At 60.4% G+C, this 21,005-nt stretch carries 16 protein-coding genes; 4 read left to right on the top strand and 12 right to left on the bottom strand.

The window, feature by feature from the left end; translation table 11 throughout:
- Window positions 1-39: 39 nt before the first annotated feature.
- Together C7435_RS00940 and C7435_RS00935 are read right to left on the bottom strand one after the other, a co-directional pair.
- Window positions 40-1,083 (bottom strand): FecR family protein, encoded by a 1,044-nt coding sequence (locus C7435_RS00940; RefSeq protein ID WP_121209680.1) that lies wholly within the window; start codon window positions 1,081-1,083, stop codon window positions 40-42.
- Window positions 1,070-1,627, bottom strand: coding sequence for an RNA polymerase sigma factor (locus C7435_RS00935; protein ID WP_170150294.1), 558 nt, complete (start codon window positions 1,625-1,627; stop codon window positions 1,070-1,072). The genes C7435_RS00940 and C7435_RS00935 overlap by 14 nt, the downstream gene beginning before the upstream one ends.
- 397 nt (window positions 1,628-2,024) lie before the next feature.
- On the opposite strand from C7435_RS00935, the gene C7435_RS00930 reads away from it, so the two are divergent.
- From C7435_RS00930 to C7435_RS00920, 3 genes are read left to right on the top strand one after another with little or no spacing between them, the layout of a single operon-like run.
- A complete protein-coding gene (locus tag C7435_RS00930; protein ID WP_121209678.1) occupies window positions 2,025-2,678 on the top strand; it encodes an ImuA family protein in 654 nt (217 codons plus the stop codon).
- The gene (locus C7435_RS00925; protein ID WP_121209677.1) at window positions 2,560-4,179 is read left to right on the top strand and encodes a Y-family DNA polymerase; all 1,620 of its coding nucleotides are present in this window, start codon (window positions 2,560-2,562) and stop codon (window positions 4,177-4,179) included. The genes C7435_RS00930 and C7435_RS00925 overlap by 119 nt, the downstream gene beginning before the upstream one ends.
- A complete protein-coding gene (locus C7435_RS00920) occupies window positions 4,176-7,427 on the top strand; it encodes an error-prone DNA polymerase (protein WP_121209676.1) in 3,252 nt (1,083 codons plus the stop codon). The genes C7435_RS00925 and C7435_RS00920 overlap by 4 nt, the downstream gene beginning before the upstream one ends.
- 151 nt (window positions 7,428-7,578) lie before the next feature.
- Here the strand turns inward: C7435_RS00920 and C7435_RS00915 are convergent, their stop codons facing one another.
- Both C7435_RS00915 and C7435_RS16905 read right to left on the bottom strand, forming a co-directional pair.
- Entirely contained in the window at window positions 7,579-8,562 is a 984-nt protein-coding gene (locus C7435_RS00915; protein ID WP_083634895.1) for a glycosyltransferase family 2 protein, read from the bottom strand.
- A 232-nt stretch (window positions 8,563-8,794) separates the two neighbouring features.
- Window positions 8,795-9,061, bottom strand: coding sequence for a hypothetical protein (locus C7435_RS16905; protein ID WP_143742857.1), 267 nt, complete (start codon window positions 9,059-9,061; stop codon window positions 8,795-8,797).
- Window positions 9,062-9,083: 22 nt separating this feature from the next.
- On the opposite strand from C7435_RS16905, the gene C7435_RS00910 reads away from it, so the two are divergent.
- The gene (locus tag C7435_RS00910; RefSeq protein WP_075188656.1) at window positions 9,084-9,452 is read left to right on the top strand and encodes a GtrA family protein; all 369 of its coding nucleotides are present in this window, start codon (window positions 9,084-9,086) and stop codon (window positions 9,450-9,452) included.
- Between the two features lie 13 nt (window positions 9,453-9,465).
- Here C7435_RS00910 and rffA read toward each other — a convergent pair whose 3' ends face one another.
- The 8 genes from rffA to C7435_RS00870 form a co-directional block, all read right to left on the bottom strand.
- Window positions 9,466-10,593 carry a dTDP-4-amino-4,6-dideoxygalactose transaminase gene (rffA, locus tag C7435_RS00905; RefSeq protein WP_075188655.1) on the bottom strand — a complete coding sequence of 376 codons (1,128 nt, stop codon included), beginning with the start codon at window positions 10,591-10,593 and terminating at the stop codon, window positions 9,466-9,468.
- Window positions 10,594-10,627: 34 nt separating this feature from the next.
- Window positions 10,628-11,491, bottom strand: a complete 864-nt coding sequence (gene rfbA / locus C7435_RS00900) for a glucose-1-phosphate thymidylyltransferase RfbA (RefSeq protein WP_121209675.1) — start codon at window positions 11,489-11,491, stop codon at window positions 10,628-10,630.
- Entirely contained in the window at window positions 11,488-12,576 is a 1,089-nt protein-coding gene (gene rfbB / locus C7435_RS00895) for a dTDP-glucose 4,6-dehydratase (protein ID WP_121209674.1), read from the bottom strand. The genes rfbA and rfbB overlap by 4 nt, the downstream gene beginning before the upstream one ends.
- Window positions 12,577-12,694: 118 nt before the next feature.
- The gene (locus C7435_RS00890) at window positions 12,695-14,410 is read right to left on the bottom strand and encodes a hypothetical protein (protein ID WP_121209673.1); all 1,716 of its coding nucleotides are present in this window, start codon (window positions 14,408-14,410) and stop codon (window positions 12,695-12,697) included.
- 875 nt (window positions 14,411-15,285) lie between these two features.
- A complete protein-coding gene (locus C7435_RS00885) occupies window positions 15,286-17,145 on the bottom strand; it encodes an exostosin domain-containing protein (protein WP_147422591.1) in 1,860 nt (619 codons plus the stop codon).
- A gap of 88 nt (window positions 17,146-17,233) precedes the next feature.
- On the bottom strand, window positions 17,234-18,043 hold the full coding sequence (locus tag C7435_RS00880) for a sulfotransferase (protein ID WP_158025524.1): 810 nt from the start codon (window positions 18,041-18,043) through the stop codon (window positions 17,234-17,236).
- Between the two features lie 107 nt (window positions 18,044-18,150).
- Window positions 18,151-19,980, bottom strand: coding sequence for a hypothetical protein (locus C7435_RS00875; protein ID WP_147422590.1), 1,830 nt, complete (start codon window positions 19,978-19,980; stop codon window positions 18,151-18,153).
- On the bottom strand, window positions 19,977-20,879 hold the full coding sequence (locus tag C7435_RS00870; protein WP_147422589.1) for a hypothetical protein: 903 nt from the start codon (window positions 20,877-20,879) through the stop codon (window positions 19,977-19,979). Before C7435_RS00870 ends, C7435_RS00875 begins: the two co-directional genes overlap by 4 nt.
- Between the last annotated feature and the right edge of the window lie 126 nt (window positions 20,880-21,005).

Below are 21,005 nucleotides of genomic sequence, written 5' to 3'. Positions count from 1 at the left end.
GGCCCGTCCCCGGGGTGTGCAGTGGCACCTCCCCGCCCGTCACTCATTGGAACTGTAAAGCCGGATCCGGTCGACATCGCGATCAATCCCGACCGGGCCCATCCGGTCGAGTGCCGCAAAGAATGCGTCGCTGTCGCGCGGGTCGAACACGCCGGACACGGCAATTTCAGCAACATCCGGATCGGCAAATTCGACGGCAATATCCCCATAGCGCCGGAACTCGTCGACGACATCTGCCAAGCGCCGCCCGTCGAACACAAGCCGGCCGGAGCGCCAGGCCACGGCCAGGTCGGCATCGACCCGTTGCGGTGTCGGCAGTGGCGTCCCCGGGGCCAATTCAACCTGGTCGCCGGCATGCAACAGGGCCGGATTCGCCTGGGCAACCGTATCGCGCGCCTGCACGATCCCTTCGACAACGGTGACCATCGTGCGCCCGTCAGCACGGGTATAGACGTTGAACGCGGTGCCGACGGCCCGCACCTCATACCCGCCCGCCGCGACGATGAAGGGGCGTGACGGATCGTGCGAAACTTCGAACAGGGCCTCACCGCGCGGCAAAACGATACGGCGCTCGCGGTCGCTGAAACTGACCTCGATGCGCGAACCGGTATTCAATGTGACGGTGGACCCGTCGGCCAGGACCCGGGTCTGCATTTCCCCGCGTTCGGTCGAGAAGGCTTCGGCGACAACCTGTTCGACCGGCGCCGTCGGTGTGCCGACCAGAAGCGGGCCGACCAGGAAAGGGGTCACGGCCAACAGCAGGAGGATCGAGGCCGCCAGGGCGAGCGGCCTCCATCCCAGGCCGGCAACGATACCGGCAGGACGTGGCGCAGGTGCGACGTGATCGAGCTCGGCCTCGACTTCAGCGATCAGGTCCTCGGCCCAACCGCCGAACCGCATCTGCTCAAGCGCCGCGTCAAGATCGAGGCAAGCCGACAGGGCCTCGCCATGGCGAGGATCGACCTCCAGCCAGGCTTCCAGCGCCGCCTGGCGCTCAGGGTCGAACGGCGCTCCGGCCTGCAGCCAGATGGCCCAGCCAGCCGCGTCGTGGTGAATATCGGACGTCGGATCAACCGGCATCATTCCCAGCCCCTGTGGTATTGCTTCCGGGTTTGTCCCCGGATTGCAGACGCGCAGCGCACAGCGCCATGCCGCGTTGAATGTGTTTCTTGACCATGTGCGATGACACGCCCATGCGCTCGGCGGCCTGCTGATAGGTCAATCCTTTCAACTTGCACAGCACGAAAGCGGTCCGGCATTTCGGCGGCAGGCTGCGGATGGCCGCCTGCAACGCCTGTTCGCGTGCCTCGCTCGGCATCGCACTTTCAGCCGGCGTGCGCGATTGCACGAACACGTCGGTATAATGGTGCGCGACGCTTTCGGAATGGCGCTGCACGGTATTGCGGTGGCGCAGATGATTGCGCGCCAGATTTGTCGCGATGGTGGTGAGGAAGGCCGATTCATCGCGCACAGGTCGCGCCTCGACATCAGTCTTCAACAAGCGCTCGAAGGCCGACTGGGTGATGTCGTCAGCATCCTGCGGATTCTTGACGATGCGGCGCACAATCCAGCGCAGGCGCGAGCCATGCTCGCGATACAGACTTTCGACATTGAACGCGTCACTCACGGCCACGACCAAGCCCCACGTTTGCGACCTTGTCCGCCACAAACGCTTTCCCCGTTGGCCCGCACACCGGGCCCGCACGCCAGACCACGCCTGACACAAGACTGTCATCGTCGCCCGCACGGGCTGACGACGCAAGGTACCCGATCAGCCGCGCTGCGTGTCCAAGTCAGATGGCCCTTTGACAATCACACAGCAAATATCTGGACCGGTATGGTCCGGGCCAATCTTGCTCGTTTGGATTCATGGACTTGTCGGCAATCCGGGGTGGTCGGATCGGACTCTGCTTGACTCTTTTCGGTTTTGGAACAAAAACAGAACAATGTTCCGCCAACCGATTACCTCCGAGGCCCCTGAGGCCGCTTCGCCCCCTTTTCCCTTCGGATTGGGGCGGGCCGGAATGCATGAGCTGGTGGAAGCGGGGTTCGGGGATTTCCCGGCCCTGACAGGTTTCGCCCTGGCGGCCCTGCGCGATGCGGGGCGACCGGGTGTCAGCCTGTGGGTGCGCCAGCGGACGCTCAGCCTGGAGCACGGGCGGGTTTGCGGCCAGGGCCTGGTCGCGGCCGGGCTCGATCCGGGACGCTTGTTGCTGGTCGAGGCGCGCGACCGGATGGAGGCTTTGCGAGCCGTTGAAGAAGGCGCGCGGGACAAGGCCCTGGCCGCCGTGGTGGCCGAGCTGGACGACATGGATTTCACCGCGGCGCGGCGCCTGGTCCTGGCCAGTCAGGACAGCGGCGTGCCCCTGGTCTTGATGTTTCCCCACAAGCGGTCGGGGGCGACGGCCGCACACGGGCGTTGGCGGGTTTCGGCCCAACCTTCCATGCCCGACCCTCATGATCAGCGCGCCCCGGGGCGGCCGGCCTGGCGCGCAGTGCTGGAGAAGTCCCGCCTGCGGCCGGGCGAGGCGGGACGGGATTTCTATCTGGAGCTTCATGATGAGACGCCATGTCTGCGTCTGGTTTCCGGACTGGCCACTGCAACGCCTCGGCCGCAGCCGCGCCGGCTCGGCCCGGCCCTTGCCGGCAGCAGTGTCGGCTGGCGACGCACGGGATAAGGCGGGATCATACAGGACGGAACCCTCCGTCACGCCGCCCTTCGTCCTGACCGAAAACGGGCCGGCCGGGCTGCGCGTAGTCGCCGCCAACGCTGCCGCACAGGATCAGGGCGTCGAGCCGGGCCAGCGCTTTGCCGATGCCCGCGCCCGCGCACCGGATCTGATGGCCGAACCGGTCGACCGGGATGCCGATGCCCGGGCGCTGAAAGCGCTCGCCCTGTGGATGGAGCGCTGGTCGCCCAGTCTCGCCATCTGGGGCGATGACAGCCTGTTGGTCGATATAACCGGTGGAGCACACCTGTTCGGCGGCGAAACGGCCATGCTGGCGGACATTGCCGGCAGTTTGGCCCGTGGCGGACTGACAGCACGACTGGGCCTGGCACCGACCCCGGGGGCCGCCTGGGCGCTGGCGCATGAGGGCGCGGATCGAACCTGTCTGGACACGCCGGACCTGCACGACGGCCTCCGGGGCCTGGCCATGGCCGGGCTGCGCCTGACTGACGAGACCCTGACCCTGTTGCGCCGCTTTGGCCTGACCCGGATCGGCCAGCTCTATGACATTGACCGCAAGGCGCTGGCCCGGCGCTTCAGCTCGCGGCAGGCGGCGGAAGCGGTCCTGATCCGGCTCGACCAGGCATTGGGCCGACGGACCGAACCGCTGGATCCGATCCGTCCGGCGCCGGATCATTCCGTCCGCCTGCCCTGCCTGGAGCCGCTTTTGCACCTGGACGGGGTACGGGCCGGGCTGGAGCGACTGGCCCCGGCTTTGAGCGAGCGTTTGAACCAGCATGGCGAGGGGGGCCGCAGCTTCCGGCTGGCCGCTTTCCGGGTCGATCAAAGCGTGGCCCAGCTGACGGTCGGCGCGGCGCGACCGGTCTTCGATCCGGCTCACATCCTGCGCCTGTTCCGGGACCGGCTGGAGCAGGTTGATCCGGGTTTCGGCATTGAATTGCTGGAACTGGAAGCGGCGCGGACCGGGCCGGTCACGGTCGTGGCCCGCGGCTTCGGTGCAGATTTCGAGGGTGAAGCCCCGGACCTGGCCGCCATCTCGATGCTGGCAGACCGGATCACGGCCCGCTTGGGCGACCGGGTGGTGCGCATTCTCAAACCCGTCGCCAGCCATCTGCCGGAACGGGCCGAAGCCTTGAGCCTTTACGACGGTGATCTGCCCGATTGGCGCGGAGCGATCCCGGCCGGCCAGGCGCCACGTCCGATCCGCCTGTTCGAACGTCCCGAAACCCTGGAGGTGATCGCAGAAGTCCCCGACGGCCCGCCCATGCGTTTTGTCTGGCGCCGCATCATCCACCAGGTACGCCGGGCCGACGGGCCGGAACGCATCGCGCCGGAATGGTGGCGACCGCCGCCCCGGCCAAGCCGGGCGCGGGATTATTACCGGGTCGAGGACATGCAGGGCCGCCGCTACTGGATCTTCCGTGAAGGCCTTTATGGCGATGGCCGCGGCGGGCCGCCTGCCTGGTATGTGCACGGGCTGTTCGCATGACCGCAGCCCCCGCCTATGCCGAGCTGATTGCGCTGAGCAATTTTTCCTTCCTGCGCGGCACCTCCCATGCCGAGGAAATGGTGCTGGCTGCAAAGGAGCTCGGCCTCGAAGCGCTGGGAATTTGCGACATCAACACGCTGGCCGGCGTGGTGCGGGCGCATCTGGCGGCGCGCGAACACGGACTTAAACTGCTGGTCGGTGCCCGCCTGCGTCCCAGTGACGGGCCAGACTTGGTCTGCTACCCCACCGACCGGGCCGCCTATGGCCGTCTTTCCACCCTGTTGTCCAAGGGCAAGATGGGCGAGGTGCCCAAGGGCGAATGCCATATCAGCCTGGCCGACATCCTCGCCCATGCCGAGGGCCAGATATTCATCGCCATCCCGCCCGCGGATCCCGATCCGGATTTTGAACCCCTGCTCCTGCGCCTCAGGGCGCATTGGGAAGACCGCCTCTACCTGGCCGCCATCCACCGTATGGGCGGCGGGGACGGTGCCCGTCTCGGCGCGCTGGCCGCCCTGTCCGAGCGGACCGGCGTGCCGTTGGTGGCGACGCAGGATGCGCTCTACCACACGCCCGCCCGGCGGCCGCTGCAGGACGTACTGACCTGCATCCGCGAAGGCTGCGACATTGAAAGCGCCGGCTTCCGGCTCGAAGCCAATGCCGAACGCCACCTCAAGCCACCGCAGGAAATGGCCCGCCTGTTCAAGGGATATGAGGCGGCACTGGCCCGCAGTTGCGAAATCACCTCGCTGTGTCAATTCAGCCTGGATGAGCTCTCCTATACCTATCCCGACGAGCCGGTTCCGCCAGGCCGGACGCCGCAACACCACCTGACGGACCTGGCCTGGGAAGGCGCCCGCAAACGCTATCCCGAAGGCATTCCGCCCAAAGTCAGCGCGCTGATCGAGCATGAACTCGCCCTGATCGAAGATCTCGACTATCCGGCCTATTTCCTGACCGTGCACGACATTGTCGCCTGGGCACGTGGCCAGGGCATTCTCTGCCAGGGGCGGGGATCGGCGGCCAATTCGGCGGTCTGCTACTGCCTCGGCATCACCAGTGTGGACCCGGCCAATTCTTCACTCCTGTTCGCGCGCTTCCTGTCAAAGGAAAGGCGGGAGCCACCCGATATCGACGTCGATTTCGAACATGAACGGCGCGAGGAGGTGATCCAGTATGTCTATCGCCGCTATGGCCGGCACCGCGCTGCGTTGACGGCAACGGTGATCTCCTATCGCCCGCGTTCGGCCGTGGGGGATGTGTGCAAGGCACTCGGACTGTCCCGGGACATCTCGACGGCGATGACGGGCACGGTCTGGGGCAGTTGGGGCACCAAGGTGAGTGCTGACCATATCCGTCAGGCCGGGCTTGACCCGGACAAGCCGGTGATCCGCCAGGCAATCCAGCTTGCCAGCGAACTGATCGGTTTTCCGCGCCATTTATCCCAGCATGTCGGCGGTTTCGTGCTGACCCAAGGGCCGTTGATCGAGACCGTGCCCATCGGCAATGCCGCCATGGAGGAACGCACCTTCATCGAGTGGGACAAGGACGATATCGACGCGCTGGGCATCATGAAGGTGGATGTGCTGGCGCTGGGCATGCTGAGCTGCATCCGCAAGGCCTTTGACATGCTGGCGCTTTACAAGGGTGAGACGTGGGACCTCGCCTCGATCCCCGACGGCGACGCGGCGGTCTACGACATGCTGTGCCGGGCCGACAGCGTCGGCGTGTTCCAGGTGGAGAGCCGGGCGCAGATGACCATGCTGCCACGGCTGAGGCCCCGCAATTTCTATGACCTGGTAATCGAGGTCGCCATCGTGCGCCCGGGACCGATCCAGGGCGATATGGTGCATCCCTATCTGCGTCGCCGCAAAGGGCTGGAACCGGTGCGTTTTCCCAGCCCGTCTCCCGATCACGGCCCGCCGGACGAGTTGGCGCAAATCCTCCGTCGCACGCTGGGCGTACCGCTGTTCCAGGAACAGGCGATGCAGATCGCCATTGATGCCGCCAAATTCACACCCGACGAGGCCAATGGTCTACGCCGGGCAATGGCAACCTTCCGCAAGATGGGCACGATCGCCAATTACGAGACCAAAATGGTCGATGGCATGGTGGCACGCGGTTATGCGCCGGAATTTGCTGCCGCCTGTTTCAACCAGATCAAGGGTTTCGGCGAATACGGCTTTCCGGAAAGCCACGCCGCGAGTTTTGCCCTTTTGGTCTATGTCTCGTCCTGGCTGAAATGCCATCACCCCGAAATATTTGCGGCGGCAATCCTGAACGCCCAGCCGATGGGTTTTTACGCACCAGCGCAATTGGTGCGCGATGCGCGTGAACACGGTGTCGAGGTGCGCGGTGTGGACGTGAACTATTCCGATTGGGACTGCACGCTGGAGCCTTGCGAAGCTGGCGGATTCGCCCTGCGCCTGGGCTTTCGCCAGATCGACGGGATGCGCCAGGACGAAGCGGAGGTCGTGATGCAGCGCCGCGGACCCGGCTTCGATGATCCAGCCGGCCTACGCCGCCGCACCGGGTTGGGGCGCGGCATGATGGAAAAGCTCGCCGCCGCCGATGCTTTCCGCTCGATGGGATTGGACCGGCGCGCGGCCTTGTGGGCCGTGCGCGGCGGGGCACGGGATCGCGGCCTGCCCTTGTTCGACAGCGCCGATGTCAGCGCTTTCGGCCATGAAACCGAAGCCGGCCTGCCGCAAATGCCGCTGTCGGAACATGTACTTCAGGACTATCAGACCACCGGCCTGTCCCTGAAAGCCCACCCCATGACCTTTCTGCGCGAAGCGCATGGCCGGCTTGGCCTGGTGACGACAAGCAAGGCCAATGAGCGCCCTCATGGCCGCTGGGTGAAAACCGCCGGCGTGGTGTTGGTGCGACAACGACCCGGCACTGCCAGCGGCGTTGTCTTCATAACCATCGAGGACGAAACCGGCATCGCCAATCTGGTGGTCTGGCCGCGCGTTTTCGATCGCTTCCGGCCCGTGGTGATGGGCGCGCGACTGGTGGCCGTGACCGGCCGGATACAAAAGGCCGATGGCGTGGTTCACATCGTCTGCGACAGCCTGATCGACAAGACCGATGATCTCTCCCTGCTGTCAGAGGACGCCCAGCGCGCGGCACTGGACGGCGCCGTGGCACGGGCCGACGAAGCCAAGGGACCGGTTGCCCGCGACCCGCGCGGCCGCTCCCATCCCAGAAATGTCAGGGTGATTCCGAACAGTCGCGATTTCCATTGAAGCCCGCTGCCGGCAAAGCCCCGCACTGGCGCCAGTTGTTTGGTATTCTTATGGTGACCCGAATCCCTCCGGTCCGACAGACTCTTAATTCTGATGCGGGACCAAATGGGACTCGGGTCACCCACTCCTTGGCCCTAAAACTCGAAGTTACCTAAATCACTTGCTCAACTATGAAAATCGGACGGCGCTTTACTTCCGAAAGCGTGTGCCCGACGTACAAACCCACAAAGCTCACCAGCGAAACCTGAGCACCACTCAAAAAGGTCAGCAGGATTGCCAGTGACGCGTAGCCCGGAACCTCAACACCCAACCAAAAAGACGTGATCAACGTGTACAAACCGAACAAGACGGACAGGAAGCTCACCACGAACCCGACAAACGCTGCTATCCACAGCGGCTTCTCCGAATAGGCGATGATCGTTTCGACGCCCAGTCGGGCGAGGCTCAAAATATTGTAGCTGGATTTTCCGATCGTTCGCTCGTTCCGATCCAACTCCAGAAAGGCTTTTTCGAAACCCAATTGACTCATGATCGCCGGGAACAGCCGCAGCTGTTCCGGATATTGACGGAAGGCCTGAGCCACCTGATCGGAGAATATCCGGAAATTGCCGACCTTGCTGGAAACCTCGAGGCCAGACGCCCAACGAAGCGTGCTGTTGAAGATAGCCGACCCAAGATTACGCCCCGCGCCAAGTCCCGAGGACTTGCGCGCCGCAATAACGACATCCACCGGATTTTCACGCGCATGATCATAAAGTCCGGCAATCGCCTCCGGAGGGTCCTGCAGATCACAATCCATGACGACATACCAGTTGGCACGCGCATGAGCGATTCCAGCAGAAATTGCGGCGTGTTGACCGAAGTTCCGGCTCAGCCGGATGCCCTTCACGCGACCATCGGAACGCGCATTGTTTTCAATGAGCGCCCAAGCCTGGTCGGGAGCCCGATCATCAACAAGAATGATCTCGTAGGAAGAGTTAATAGCGCTCAGCGTCGTATGCAGACGCGAGCAAAGCTCATCGACGAATGGCTCACCCTTGTAGACGGGAATGATGACGCTGATCTCAACATCGCCATCATAGGCCTCTTGTACGGCGACGCTAGGAGCCGAGATAGTCGCTCGATGAAGGGACAAAACGCAATCTCGCGATGTGCGGCGCCGTAAAGGCGTTCATATTGGAAATACGCCAATTACGCTATACTGACGCCCTAACCTTGGCAAGCGGGGCATCACGCAGAACCGGGTTGCCGTAGCAGCCAGGGCAAAATATCGGGTTTGCTTGAAGGTTGCTCTCGGATTTAGGTGACGTTCGTGACTAAAGTGAATGTGAACGGATGACCGGGAGGACACGAACTTCTGCGGGGTTTCAGTGCTCCGAAGTTTGCCGATGACGCGCTCCTTTCACCAGAAGGGGAGGTGGGGCGGCCGCTCGGTTGTCGAGCCAACGTCCAGTCTCCTGACGACCAGCATTGCCGATCAGCGTCATAGCGGCACGATAGGACTCGAGACGATCAATCACGACAACATTCTGATGGCCGTGGCGCTTCACTGGTTTACGCAAAAGCCTCGTCGGGACGTCACGCTCAGTTTGAGCAACTTTGGTTCTGAAATAGCTTTCGGAAATCGCCTTCATCAGACGCGCGGTCCGGTACGGCGTGGTTGGCATTGTTGCCAATACTGCTCTGTTCGGACTCTACCTCGTTCTGGCGAGTTGGGGAGCCACTCCGCCTCTCGTGGCAACGTCGCTCGTATACGCCATCGGCATCGTGTTGACCTATCTTGGCAATGCCCTTTGGTCATTCGAGCGCGCCAGGACACATGCCCACACCGCACCGCGCTACGTCGCAGCCTACTTCATCGGATACATCGTGCAGGCGGGCGGACTCCAAGTTTTTCTTCACACGTTTTCAGTGCCACACCAGATTGCACAATTAATGGCCATGGCATGCGCTGCCGGCTCAATTTTTCTACTGTTGAACATCTGGGTTTTCGCCGCGAACCGACAACAACGCCCCAACGGATGAGCCGCCCGGCACCTCACCCCAAGGCCGTCAACGCTACCTCGACGACCCTCGACACCTCATCCTTCACGCCGTAGTACACCGGCAGGCGCACCAATCTCTCACTGAGTGAATCGGTGTTTGCCATCGAGCCCTCAACCCTTCCAAGCCTGCGGCCGGCCGGAGCTGAATGTAACGGCACATAGTGGAAGGGCGTCATGATGCCGGCGGCCTTCATGGCTTCGATGAAAGCTGACCGATCCTCAATATTGTTGAGGATCAGATAAAACATGTGCCCGTTCGACTCGCAGTGATCCGGCGTCACTGGCAACCGTAATCGCCCTTTTGCCTCGAGCGCTGTGAACGCCTCCTGGTAGGCCGAACACACGTCTCGGCGGTATTGGATAATTTCGGCGGCCCGCTCCAGTTGGGCATACAGGAACGCGGCAACCAGCTCGCTTGGCAAATAGGACGACCCAAGGTCGACCCAGGTGTACTTGTCGATGGCGCCGCGGAAGAACTGGCTACGATTTGTGCCCTTCTCCCTTATAATTTCGGCCCGATGGAACAACGCCTCGTCACGGACAATCAGCGCCCCACCTTCACCCGACAGAATGTTTTTCGTTTCATGGAAGCTGAACGCTGCCGCATCGGACAACGTGCCTGCCTGCCGACCGCGATAGGTCGAAAACAGCGCCTGTGCGGCATCCTCGATGACAAAAAGACCGTGCTTCGAAGCAATCGCATTGATCGCATCCATTTCGGCCACGACGCCTGCGTAGTGCACTACGATGACCGCCTTGGTCCGCTCGGTAATTGCAGCTTCGATCAAGCGCTCGTCGATATTGAGCGTGTCGTCACGAATATCAACAAAAACGGGAATCGCGCCGCGTAGCGCGACTGCGTTGGCCGTGGACACAAAAGTGTAGGACGGAAGAATGACCTCGTCGCCCGGCTGCAGGTCAGCCAAAAGACACGCCATTTCCAGCGCGCCTGTGCAGGAGTGCGTAAGCAAGCCGTGCCCGCCAATCTGGCTGTCGAGCCAAGCATGGCATTTTTTGGTGAATGGGCCGTCGCCTGACAAATGGCCTTGGGCAACAGCCTCCAAAAGATAGTCTGTCTCGCGGCCCACTGTGTTCGGAACGTTGAAGCTTACTTTGGTCACAGATCTTCTCCAGGGCGGCAGAATGTCTTCGATTCTATTTCAGCAAACCTGCTAAGTACGCACCGTATCCACTTTTGCCGAACCGCGCCGAAGCCTGCTGAAGTGCATCGTCAGAGAGCCAGCCTTGGCGCCAGCCGATTTCTTCGGGGGACGATATCTGCACCCCCTGCCGCTCGGAAAGCGTACGCACGAAGTTGCCGGCATCGAGTAGCGAGTTATGCGTTCCGGTGTCGAACCAGGCAAAGCCTCGACCAAGGAGGTTCACTCCGAGATCACCGCGCGCCTGATAGGCCTTGTTGATATCAGTGATTTCCAGCTCACCGCGGGCGGACGGCTCAACTTCGGCCGCAATATCCAGTACGTCATTGTCGTAGAAATACAGACCTATCACGGCGTAGTTGGACTTCGGATGGGTCGGCTTCTCCTCGATCGAGGTAACTTTGTTATCCTGATCGAACGCCACAACACCGTAACGCTCCGGATCATGAACGCGGTAACCGAACACCGTAGCGCCGCTTTGCTTGCCCGCCGCTGACGTGAGTATGCCTCCGAGCCCGGTGCCGTAGAGGATATTGTCACCCAACACCAAGGCGACACTGTCGGAACCGACAAAATCTCGCCCTATGATAAAAGCCTGAGCCAGACCATCCGGAGACGGCTGCTCGGCATAGGTCAGTTCAACACCGAACGCCGAACCATCACCAAGCAAGCGCTTGAACCCCTCTGCGTCGTGCGGGGTGGTGATAACGAGTATCTCCCGTATCCCGCTCAACATGAGCAGCGACAGCGGATAGTAGATCATCGGCTTGTCGTAGACCGGCAGGAGTTGCTTTGACAGGGCGATGGTCAAGGGATGCAACCGTGTGCCCGATCCACCGGCGAGAATGATGCCCTTCATGCTGTGGCTCCTTCGGCGCTCTTGCCGTTGCCTGCCGTTCCCAGGCCGACCCGTTGGCCGCCGCCGGATCTGTCAAGGACGCCGCGCCACCAGGCTTCGTTGTCGAGATACCAGTTCACTGTATCGGCAAGCCCTTGAGTGAAGGTTCGCTTCGGCCGCCAACCAAGCTCGCGCTCGATCCGGCTATAGTCGATCGCATATCGGAAATCATGGCCGGGGCGGTCGGTGACAAAGCTGATCAACTCGCGATGGGGCGGGGCTTCAGGAAAGCGCTCGTCAAGCGAAGCGCAAATCGCGTGCACCACATCCAGGTTGGTGCGCTCGGCGCCACCGCCGACATTGTAACTTTCGCCGAGCTGGCCGCGCTGGGCGATAAGGATCAACGCCTCGGCATGGTCCTCCACATGAAGCCAGTCACGTACATTCGCGCCCTTGCCATACACGGGGAGTTTCAATCGGTCGCGCCCCTTGGCGATCATCAACGGGATCAGCTTTTCGGGATATTGCCACGGCCCGTAATTATTCGAGCAGTTCGACAGCACCACCGGCAGTCCATAGGTTTCTCCCCATGCCCGAACGAGATGGTCGGAGGCCGCTTTCGAGGCCGAATAGGGCGACCGGGGGTCGTAACGCGTTGTTTCGGTAAAGCCGGGTGCGTCCAGCGACAGGGACCCGAATACTTCGTCGGTTGAAATATGATGGAAGCGAAACCGGGAGCGCGCCTCTGCATCCAGGGTTTCCAGGTGGGCACGAGCCGCCTGGAGCATGTTGAATGTGCCGACGATATTGGTCTGGATGAAATCTCCGGGCCCGTCGATTGACCGGTCCACATGGCTTTCGGCGGCGAGGTGCATCACCAAATCAGGTTTGACTGACTCGAATACAGCGCGCACGCGCTCCACATCGCGGATATCGCCCACCTCAAGCCTGTAGCGCCCGGTCCCGACACAGGACTCCACCGCTTCGGGCAAGGCAGCATATGTCATCGCGTCAAGCACGACGACCTCGTGATCGCCGTTCTGGACAAGCTGACGAACGACCGAAGAACCGATGAAGCCCAAACCGCCGGTGACAAGAATTTTCATAAGCCCCCCAGAATGTCCCTGCGCGTTGCAGGTCAAACCTGCCAGTGTACGCGTGTGAACCCCAGCTTTCACGGCAGCCAGTAGACCATTATCTCACCAATAACTACCCTCACGGGCGCTAAAGGCCACAACTGAATGCAATTTCGTGCGGCTCCAGGTCGCGCCCGGCCAATAGCGCCTCGAGCGCCTCCCGCCCCTCGCCCTCGCCGACCGGTCGCGCGCCGAAATCACCTGTCTGGTATAGCGTCCATGGCCCATCGAGACTTCCGCCTTGCGTCGAGAGTAGATGACTTAGCTCGGCACCTTCACCGTTCGGTCCAAAAAAGCCCACGATACGGATCGGTCGCTCCACCGTGAGTCCACCGGGCCCATGACTCCAGAAACTTTCCCATGGAGAGAACGGATCTGCACAAAGCCGCCTCCTTCCAGCATAGCCGACGACATTCAGGTTGGACGTAACAAAGCGAAGAAATCCAAGACCAGGCCCCCTATGGGGGTAGAGATAAGGAAAGTTGTTTTCCGCAACCAGAATGAGTTGGTCTTGCGGTCGAATATCAACACCAGCCTGAATCGGGCCGCGCGAGGCATAGTGTAGATAGTTTGAGACCAATTCAATACGCCGAGAAATGACACCTATGTGCTGCTCAACGTGGATACTTTTTTGAAATCCCAGCGCAAGCACGCAAAGCACCACGACCCCTGAAGCAAAGGAAGGACCTGTTGACACTTGCCCGCCAGCGCTTTCTGCACTCAATGCACCCCGGACGAACGACGCAACGATCTGGAACATCACGCCTACGGAGCAGCTGAGACCGACAACGGAAATAAAGCTGTATCTGTTAGGAAAACCACCTCGCCCAATACTGTAAATTATTATCGGAACAACATAAACAGCCGCAGCGAATCCAATGATCGCGAGCAACCCATACTCTTTCTTGAGAATTGCAAAATAAATGGCGCCGACAGCCATTGCAAAAAGCGCCAACAGCACCACCCATGCGATGAGCTCCCCACCCGGAAGCACGGTGTCGATGGGTGTGGCGAAATTCGACAGCACGGCGCGCAACGGGTCGCCCGCCCACTCGGCGCGGCCAAGCGAAGATTGCTCACGAACGACCTTGGTCGTCACTAAAATTATCGAAAAACAGATCAGGGCGCTTTGGAGGAGCGACTTTGGTCGAATGAAGAGCGCCGCCCAAAAAATTGCAGGCACCAGCAGCACGCTGGACGATATCCCGTCCGAAATAGTGAAAGCGATCAACGCTGAAACAATTACTGTTGCAGGCCAGTTATTCGCATGCCGCCCGTAAACGAGAAACAAAATGCAAACAAAGAAAAAAGCAACATCGAAAACGACATAGCTAAGATTTATTCCAATAAATATTTCCCACTGCCCAACAATCACAAGCGGCAGACTAGCCGCAAGCGCTGCGCCAGCCGGCGCGAGTGAGAAACCCAATCGAAGGGCCCAATACGCAGTCAAGAACAGAGGAACCCCGCCCACAGCGATAAGAACCAGCCGCGCGGCGAACGGAGAAACATTCGTCATTATCTGCGCGAGAAAATTATCAACTATCAGGTGCCTAGTCACCGTACCCCCGCCCCTGCGCATCATGTGGTTGAGCGAAGATTGAAAATATGACGTGGCATCATCATGCCAGAGCAAATAAAGATCCGAGATGTAATTTGCATTCGCAACAAATATGATAGTCGCGCCCACAAACATGAGCGCCCAGTCTTCGCGTCCGGCGACAGGGTTCATGGAGCCGTTGAAAGACAAACTCCGCAGAAACAAGCCTCGCAGTTCGAGGCCTCTCCTAAACCACTGAATCATGCTCTTCCTCCACTCAGCAGAGCGCCTTCAAATGAGAGGACTCCAGCCCATAGATATTTCCGACACAAGCGAAACCCGACCCTCGAACTCCATCGCCGATCAATCTGTTCCCGCCACGCTAGATTCGAATTGGGCCACCACCAGCTCTTCGACGCTTGGCAACAATTACGGTTTTCGACGATACACTTTGGAAACACATGCCCAGTACTTGCCCAGGCAGCACCGCCTCTCTTGAAATTTCCCGAAGCCAGCACGCACCTCGTCGGGCTTGGGCCTTGCCAATCAACGATAACCTTGAGAGTTGTACTTGCGAAACAACCCGCCCACCCCACACCTTCGCAGCTCCCGATCATCACGATGATCTGCTTCTCTGAATATCAGCCGCGAAGCATCGCCCACCCTTCCCGATGGGCCCCGCGATTTCTTGGGTCAAAGCTCGAAAAAGGGGCGAACACTCCCCTCCCCAGCCTTGAAATTTAGATAAATTTCGGGCTTTCGGCAACGACAACTCCATCGCGCAGCTGCGTCCGACCATAAAGCGTTTCGGACGACTGGTCGCTCTCGTACTCCATACAGCTTCCCCAGCCCCGCCCCCCTACAGCCTCAGGATCGAGCGATGATGCTCGGGAGAAATGTGCGTGCCGACCGGCACCGCCTTGACCTGATCATTCAGCAGATTTACCGCTGCCTGGATCGTGCGCACCCTGCGCCTTGGGTATCGACGTGCATGAAGCGAACCTACGGCGCCACGTAGACATAGCCATAGACAAAAGCGTCGTCAGATTCCGAAAGCATCCTGACGTGATTCGTCACTCTCAAATCCGCTAGTCAGTCGTCTCTGTTTCCCCAGCAGGGCACTCCGGACCGAGGCAGGGTTAGCTTGTCCGCAATGCCCCTAGGACATCTGGGACGAAATTCGACCGGCCATAGCGAACGGCGAGGAGCCTCAACGCGGCCTTGCGGCGACGCAAAGCCTCCTTATCTGCGACAGCGGCTTCCAAACGCTCTGGCAACTCGCGGATACTGGCACGATCTTCGGCACACCTGATAACGGCCTGCTCCCAGATCGCCGGCGAGCCAGGCGACTTGTAAGTATCAGCCAACACGACAGGTATCGCGCCACTGGCAATTGTCTCCCACAAACGGATTGAGTTCGGCCCGGTTCCCGATGGACACAAGGCAAACTGGGTCTGAGCCATCACCTGCTTGAACTCCTCCGAGGCGTTATTGTCCACCAAGCCGACGCTACTGTGCGCCCGCGCCAGCACCTGATGGTCATAAACAACCTTATTGTAGTGCCAAGTCTCGCGATCGCGCACAAGGCCGCGCGGGTGCTCGGCCAACTCCTCGATCAGGAAGGTCCTCGACTCCGTGAGGTAGATCGGTGTCGCCTTGGCGCCCACGAATGAGAACAGATATCGCCGGTCCTCAAGCGGGATCTGCGGCCCCTCGGGAATCTGGACCGGATAGAGGGGAAACGGGTGGATCGCGATATTGCGATCATCACCAAATCCGGTCTCGCCATGGGTCGCATGCGACCAAAAAACATCGGTGACACCGGCCATTTCAAATAGCTCTGGAAATTTCAGCATGTGTATGTGCTGGCAAACCGTGAATATCCGCTCACGCCCCGCCAGGGCGTCGACTGCACGCTCCAAACCGTCACGTAAAATACTCAACCGCTCTGTGTCGGTCTGGTTGTGCTTGCTGACATCGATCAGCGTCGCCCACGGAAAGCCCAGATAAGCGGCATCACTGTTGCGCTGGGCAAGCAATCTGACCTGATTGAAGGCATGCTGCTCGGTGATTGCGGGATGCTGCCAATGAGCATCATAGGCCGCAACGTTGCGATCGACATAAACATCCCCCCCGCGCGTCGGCGCCACCAGCGGCGCGTCGACGGCGACAATCGCCGGACGGGTCAATGCGGCGAGCGGATTGTCTTTTCCTATCGGCTGGACAGGCTGCGCCGGAGGAAGCTTTGTCCCTCGCTCTTTCGCCCAACGTTCCAGCGATGCGTTGATCTTCGCACTTCCAAACTGAGCCGACCGGATGGGCCAGAACTCTATGTCCAACTTGGCCGGGTCGGCCAATCCATCGCTTGCGTGCACCATGGCCATGCCGCCAACAATACGCATGTCACCCTTCTTGTCGTATGTTCGCAAGCCGGTCTCATGCACATGAATGCTACGGATATCGTAACAGGGATTATAGATCGTGTGACCATAGACCGCAAAGATATAGGCGACCTTGTTGTCGCAGCGGGGCACGCCGAGCGGGAAATTCAGGCAGCGGTCACGATCAGGATTTGAGGCGTGGGCCGCACAATAGGCCCAGCTGTCCTGGGACCAGTGCGGATTGGGATGAAGACTGGTTTCTTCGCCAATCAGCTCATATCGACTCAACGCGACGAAACCGGTCGGATCAACGGCAAACAAGTCCTCAAGTCGACTCACCGTTTCATCAAAACAGATATCCGCATTCGCCAATATCGAAATGTCCTGCGGACAGTAAGCTTCGGTGAGGCGGGTCCAGTCTTGGTAGGTTGGACGCCGGTCCATCCGGATCACGGTGACACGGCCGTCCTGCTGACTGACCTCCGCATCATCATCAACCATCAGATAGATATGGGAGATCAGCTCATTCTCCCTGTTCTTCTGAAGACAAAGCGCCAGCTCTTCCTGCCTCGCAGCTTCGGCCGGCCTAAAATATGGCATGAACAACGAAATCGACACTACCACCCCCCTCGAAATTGCAATCTGGCCAAGACCCAAAGGTCGCGAGCAACAGGCACCTCTTCACCAATATGAAAATTGCCATCCGTCATTCGAGCACCGAATCATAGCCCAATTGAAGGCACAACGCCTGATAAGACGTGCTGGCTTGCGCTTCCTGGACCAGATCATCGGAATACGCCCGCCGCGATCTCGGCGCAATCTTGTCACCTCGCCGACCGCTGTCCCCGGAAAGCTGGACCGCCGAGAGCAGAGCCTTCCAGTCTGGATTGTACACAAGCTCAAGTCGCCGGCAGATACCCCGCATTGTCTCATCAGGATCAGAAACAAAGCTCTCGTACCGAATGATTGCGACATCTTCGTAAGCGGCAAGGAAAGCGAGATACCGACGCGCGTATTCCTCCAGTGAGAACGGGGAAAAATGCCGCCATCCGTTCTGGTCGAGGGCGAGGTAGGAGTCGATGGGATGGCGAACCGTCACGATCGAGCGAAGCGGCGCAACATCTGCAAGCATCGCCGCAAGGGTTGGCCGGGCACCATAGTCGACATCCGTACAGAATTGGGAATGGGTATGGTCGCGCAGGATCAAGCGACGGCCAGTCCGATTCAGGCGCGTGTACAGAACCTTCACTGCCGCACCAAACATTTCGACCGCGGTTCCCTCATCAACCGGATTCAGCGCACCGCGCGCCAAAAGGATCGGATCGGTCGGCGCAAACCGGGACCGTTGCGTGTTCAGCTGGGCCGTGCTGAGCGGGTCGACCTCGCTCAACAATAGAGAGTTCGGTTGCGACTGCAGCCCCCTGGCGATCAGCGTCCCGCCCGTGCAGGCAAAATGATGAATTGTCCGGATAGGCGCCGGTTCGCCCACCGGACGCTGACTGAGCAATGTGGCCAAGCGGCTGAGATCCCCTTGGCTCAAACCGGCAATTGTCTCAGTTGGCGATCGCGTAAACCCGTCACCTCCGCTGGCAGGTATTGCCGCATTTCTTGTCGTCAACGCCGTCATGAAGACTTCGCCCGACTGGTCACTTTTGTGCTCTTTGAGGAAGACTTGGCCGTTGGGCGTGTCCGCGCACCAACACGCTTGGGACTCGCCTTGGCCCCGGGCGCTTGGTCTGCCCCCATCGATCGCGACACTTTTTGCGCGAGATCATCAAAGAAGCGTTCGAGCTGAAGCTTCTCATCAGCCAATGCGGCAAAACGATCCTGAAGATCGGCGAGATCCGCCTGAGCAATCCGCTGAATTCGCAGTGACAAGCGATTATCGTCTCGCAGCGCCTCGAGTTCGGCACTTGCTCGTTGGGCAGCCTGATTTCGCTCGACCAACCGATCTTCGAGAACGTCTTTCTCGCCCTTCAACTGGTCAAGTTCAAGGCGGACTTCCGAAAGAGCATCCAATGTCGCCTGCGCTTCACTCGCTGCCTGCTCGCGCTCGGTCGTAAACACATCCATCTCGCCCCTCAACCGGTCACGCTCGCGGCACGCTTCCGAAAGAGCATTCTGTGCAGCCTGCGCGTCTGCCGCGATCTTCTCGCGCTCGGCCGCCAGCGCGTCCATCTCGCTCCTCAACCGATCACACTCGAGGCGGGCTTCCGAAAGAGCATCGACATCCAATGAGGCCGCTTCACTCGCCGCCTCCTCGCGCTCGGCCGCAAGCGTGTCCATCGCGTCCCTCAACTGGTCACACTCAAGGCGGGCTTCCGAAAGCGCCTCCAATGAGGTCTGCGCTTCACTCATTGCCTGCTCACGCTCGGTCGTAAGCGTGTCCATCGCGCCCCTCAACTGGTCACACTCAAGGCGGGCTTCCGAAAGCGCCTCCAATGAGGTCTGCGCTTCACTCATCGCCTGCTCACGCTCGGTCGTAAGCGTGTCCATCGCGTCCCTCAACTGGTCACACTCAAGGCGGGCTTCGGAAAGCGCCTCCAACGTAGCCTGTACTTTACCCGCGGCCTGCTCGCGCTCGGTGGCAAGCGCGTCCATCTCGCGCCTCAACCGGTCACGCTCGCTGCACGCTTCCGACAGAGCATCCTGTGCGGCCCGCGCCTCACGCACTGCCTGTTCCCGTTCGGTCGCAAGCGCGTCCATCTCAACTTGCAGGCTGTCGAGGATCGCGCGGTCCTGGTCGAATTGAAGCGCATAAGTTTCTCGCAAATCCGAAATAACCAATTCGAACTCCCGAACACCTTGTTCGAACGTCAAGCTAAGCGCCTTCCAGTTCTTTTCGACCCGCGCAAACCGCATGTCCGGATCGACTGAATCAGCCTCCCAAACAAGGTGTCGGTTCGTCGCTTCAAGCCAGTCGGTCACCATTTTCCGATCCGCGCCGCCGTCATGGAGCGCTGTCTCGGCGACACAGACGACAACGGCATCGAACTGGTCAAGCAAACCAGCTTCATCCAGGTCGGACAACACAACAAGCACTTCCGAAGGGGGCTCGACAACAAGAGCCTTCAAACCCTCAATCGCCGCGACATTACGCCCATCAAGCAAATCGCGGGCCCGAACTGTTTGAACCGGCACACTTTCGAGATACTGCAGGCCTGGAAAGAGGGTCGTCGCGCCAGTATGCTCGCGCACACTGTTCATGTCGCCAAAGCTGGTGCGTCGGAAATGCGCCTCGCCCAGCCTGTCCATTACTGCGGCCTCTACCAGGGAGCCCGCGCCGCTTTCCTCAAGCCAACCCCGAACAGCCTGAGCCCGTTCCGGATCGGGTTCCACCAGCACGAGGTCATCGACACGCCCTTGCCAAGAACGCCCCGCGGCCTCACCGCAACCGATATGGACAACCAAGCCGAAGCGCTCGCCCACGGACTCTAACAACCCTTCCATCATTCGCCGCCCACGTCAGTCGCCGAGCCTCCGCGCAGCCTCCTCAGCGGCGCAGTAACCTTCCAAGATGTTGAATTCCGCATCTGATCGAGCGCATCACGCAACATCTCAGCGTCTCGTTGCGCCCACTCCAGCTTCGACTCGAGATCAGATACCTGGGCCTTGAGTGCGACAAATGCTCCCAGCCCCATTTCACCCTCAGAACCCGCCTGCCTCCGCTTTAGCTCGCCGCCCTTGCGAGATGCCTGACGGTGGCTCCACTCCATCTCGGACTGACAAGCCAGAAGTGCGTCCTGTAACTCCGACACCAGCTCGCGCTGGGCGTCCAGGGCGGTCAGAGGGCCTTCATCAACACCGGCAAGATGGTGCGATGGCGATGCTGCCCGTTTGGCCATGTCCGAAAGCCCGGCCAGCGCCACGTCGACATCCCGCGCCAGAATGTCAGAATCGAAGTCCAACCGCCCCATGCAGCCCCGCAACTCCTCATCCAACCTCTTGAGCACGGGGCTGACTTCGACCGCAGCGGCTCCGATAAGCCGAAACAACAAATGGGTCGGATCCGAAACTGGCTGTTCGTTCGCTCTGATGCGGAAAGCGGGTTGCATGCGCCCCTCGAAATAGGCGCTCACCGCAGTTGCAACAATATTGGGCCGGAGCCAACAGACCTCAGCCGGCAAGATCAACGCTTGGCGCCGGGCACGCCTGAACAAATCCAAAACTTCCTTGATACGCGTCTGTACCCACTCATGGGCGCCATCGGAATCCATGCCTTCTGACAGACAAGCAGCGTAAAGTTGCGGTGCAGGCGCCGCCAACATCACAAGCCGTGCATCGATCTTGCCGTGGAGACGCTTGTGCAGCAATTCGCGGTCGAACGGCACAGCCTCTCCGAGATGTGCCATATTGGCAACGCCCCCTGGGAGCAGTTCCGAATGCACAACCGAGTGATACAAGTTCATGCCCCTTCTCAACATTTTGGACACAACCCGATACCCCACATGCGTACGAGCAACAAGGCCGCCCCGGTG

It is taken from the genome of Maricaulis maris, from assembly GCF_003634045.1.
Classification (GTDB): Bacteria; Pseudomonadota; Alphaproteobacteria; order Caulobacterales; family Maricaulaceae; genus Maricaulis; species Maricaulis maris.
This window is presented reverse-complemented; position numbering and strand designations above follow the sequence as displayed.

Coding starts and splice junctions, on each gene's coding strand:
- C7435_RS00940 (WP_121209680.1), bottom strand. CDS start 1,083: ATGATGCCGGTTGATCCGACGTCCGATATTCACCACGACGCGGCTGGC.
- C7435_RS00930 (WP_121209678.1), top strand. CDS start 2,025: ATGCATGAGCTGGTGGAAGCGGGGTTCGGGGATTTCCCGGCCCTGACA.
- C7435_RS00925 (WP_121209677.1), top strand. CDS start 2,560: ATGAGACGCCATGTCTGCGTCTGGTTTCCGGACTGGCCACTGCAACGC.
- C7435_RS00920 (WP_121209676.1), top strand. CDS start 4,176: ATGACCGCAGCCCCCGCCTATGCCGAGCTGATTGCGCTGAGCAATTTT.
- C7435_RS16905 (WP_143742857.1), bottom strand. CDS start 9,061: ATGAAGGCGATTTCCGAAAGCTATTTCAGAACCAAAGTTGCTCAAACT.
- rfbA (WP_121209675.1), bottom strand. CDS start 11,491: ATGAAGGGCATCATTCTCGCCGGTGGATCGGGCACACGGTTGCATCCC.
- rfbB (WP_121209674.1), bottom strand. CDS start 12,576: ATGAAAATTCTTGTCACCGGCGGTTTGGGCTTCATCGGTTCTTCGGTC.
- C7435_RS00890 (WP_121209673.1), bottom strand. CDS start 14,410: ATGATTCAGTGGTTTAGGAGAGGCCTCGAACTGCGAGGCTTGTTTCTG.
- C7435_RS00875 (WP_147422590.1), bottom strand. CDS start 19,980: ATGATGGAAGGGTTGTTAGAGTCCGTGGGCGAGCGCTTCGGCTTGGTT.
- C7435_RS00870 (WP_147422589.1), bottom strand. CDS start 20,879: ATGGCACATCTCGGAGAGGCTGTGCCGTTCGACCGCGAATTGCTGCAC.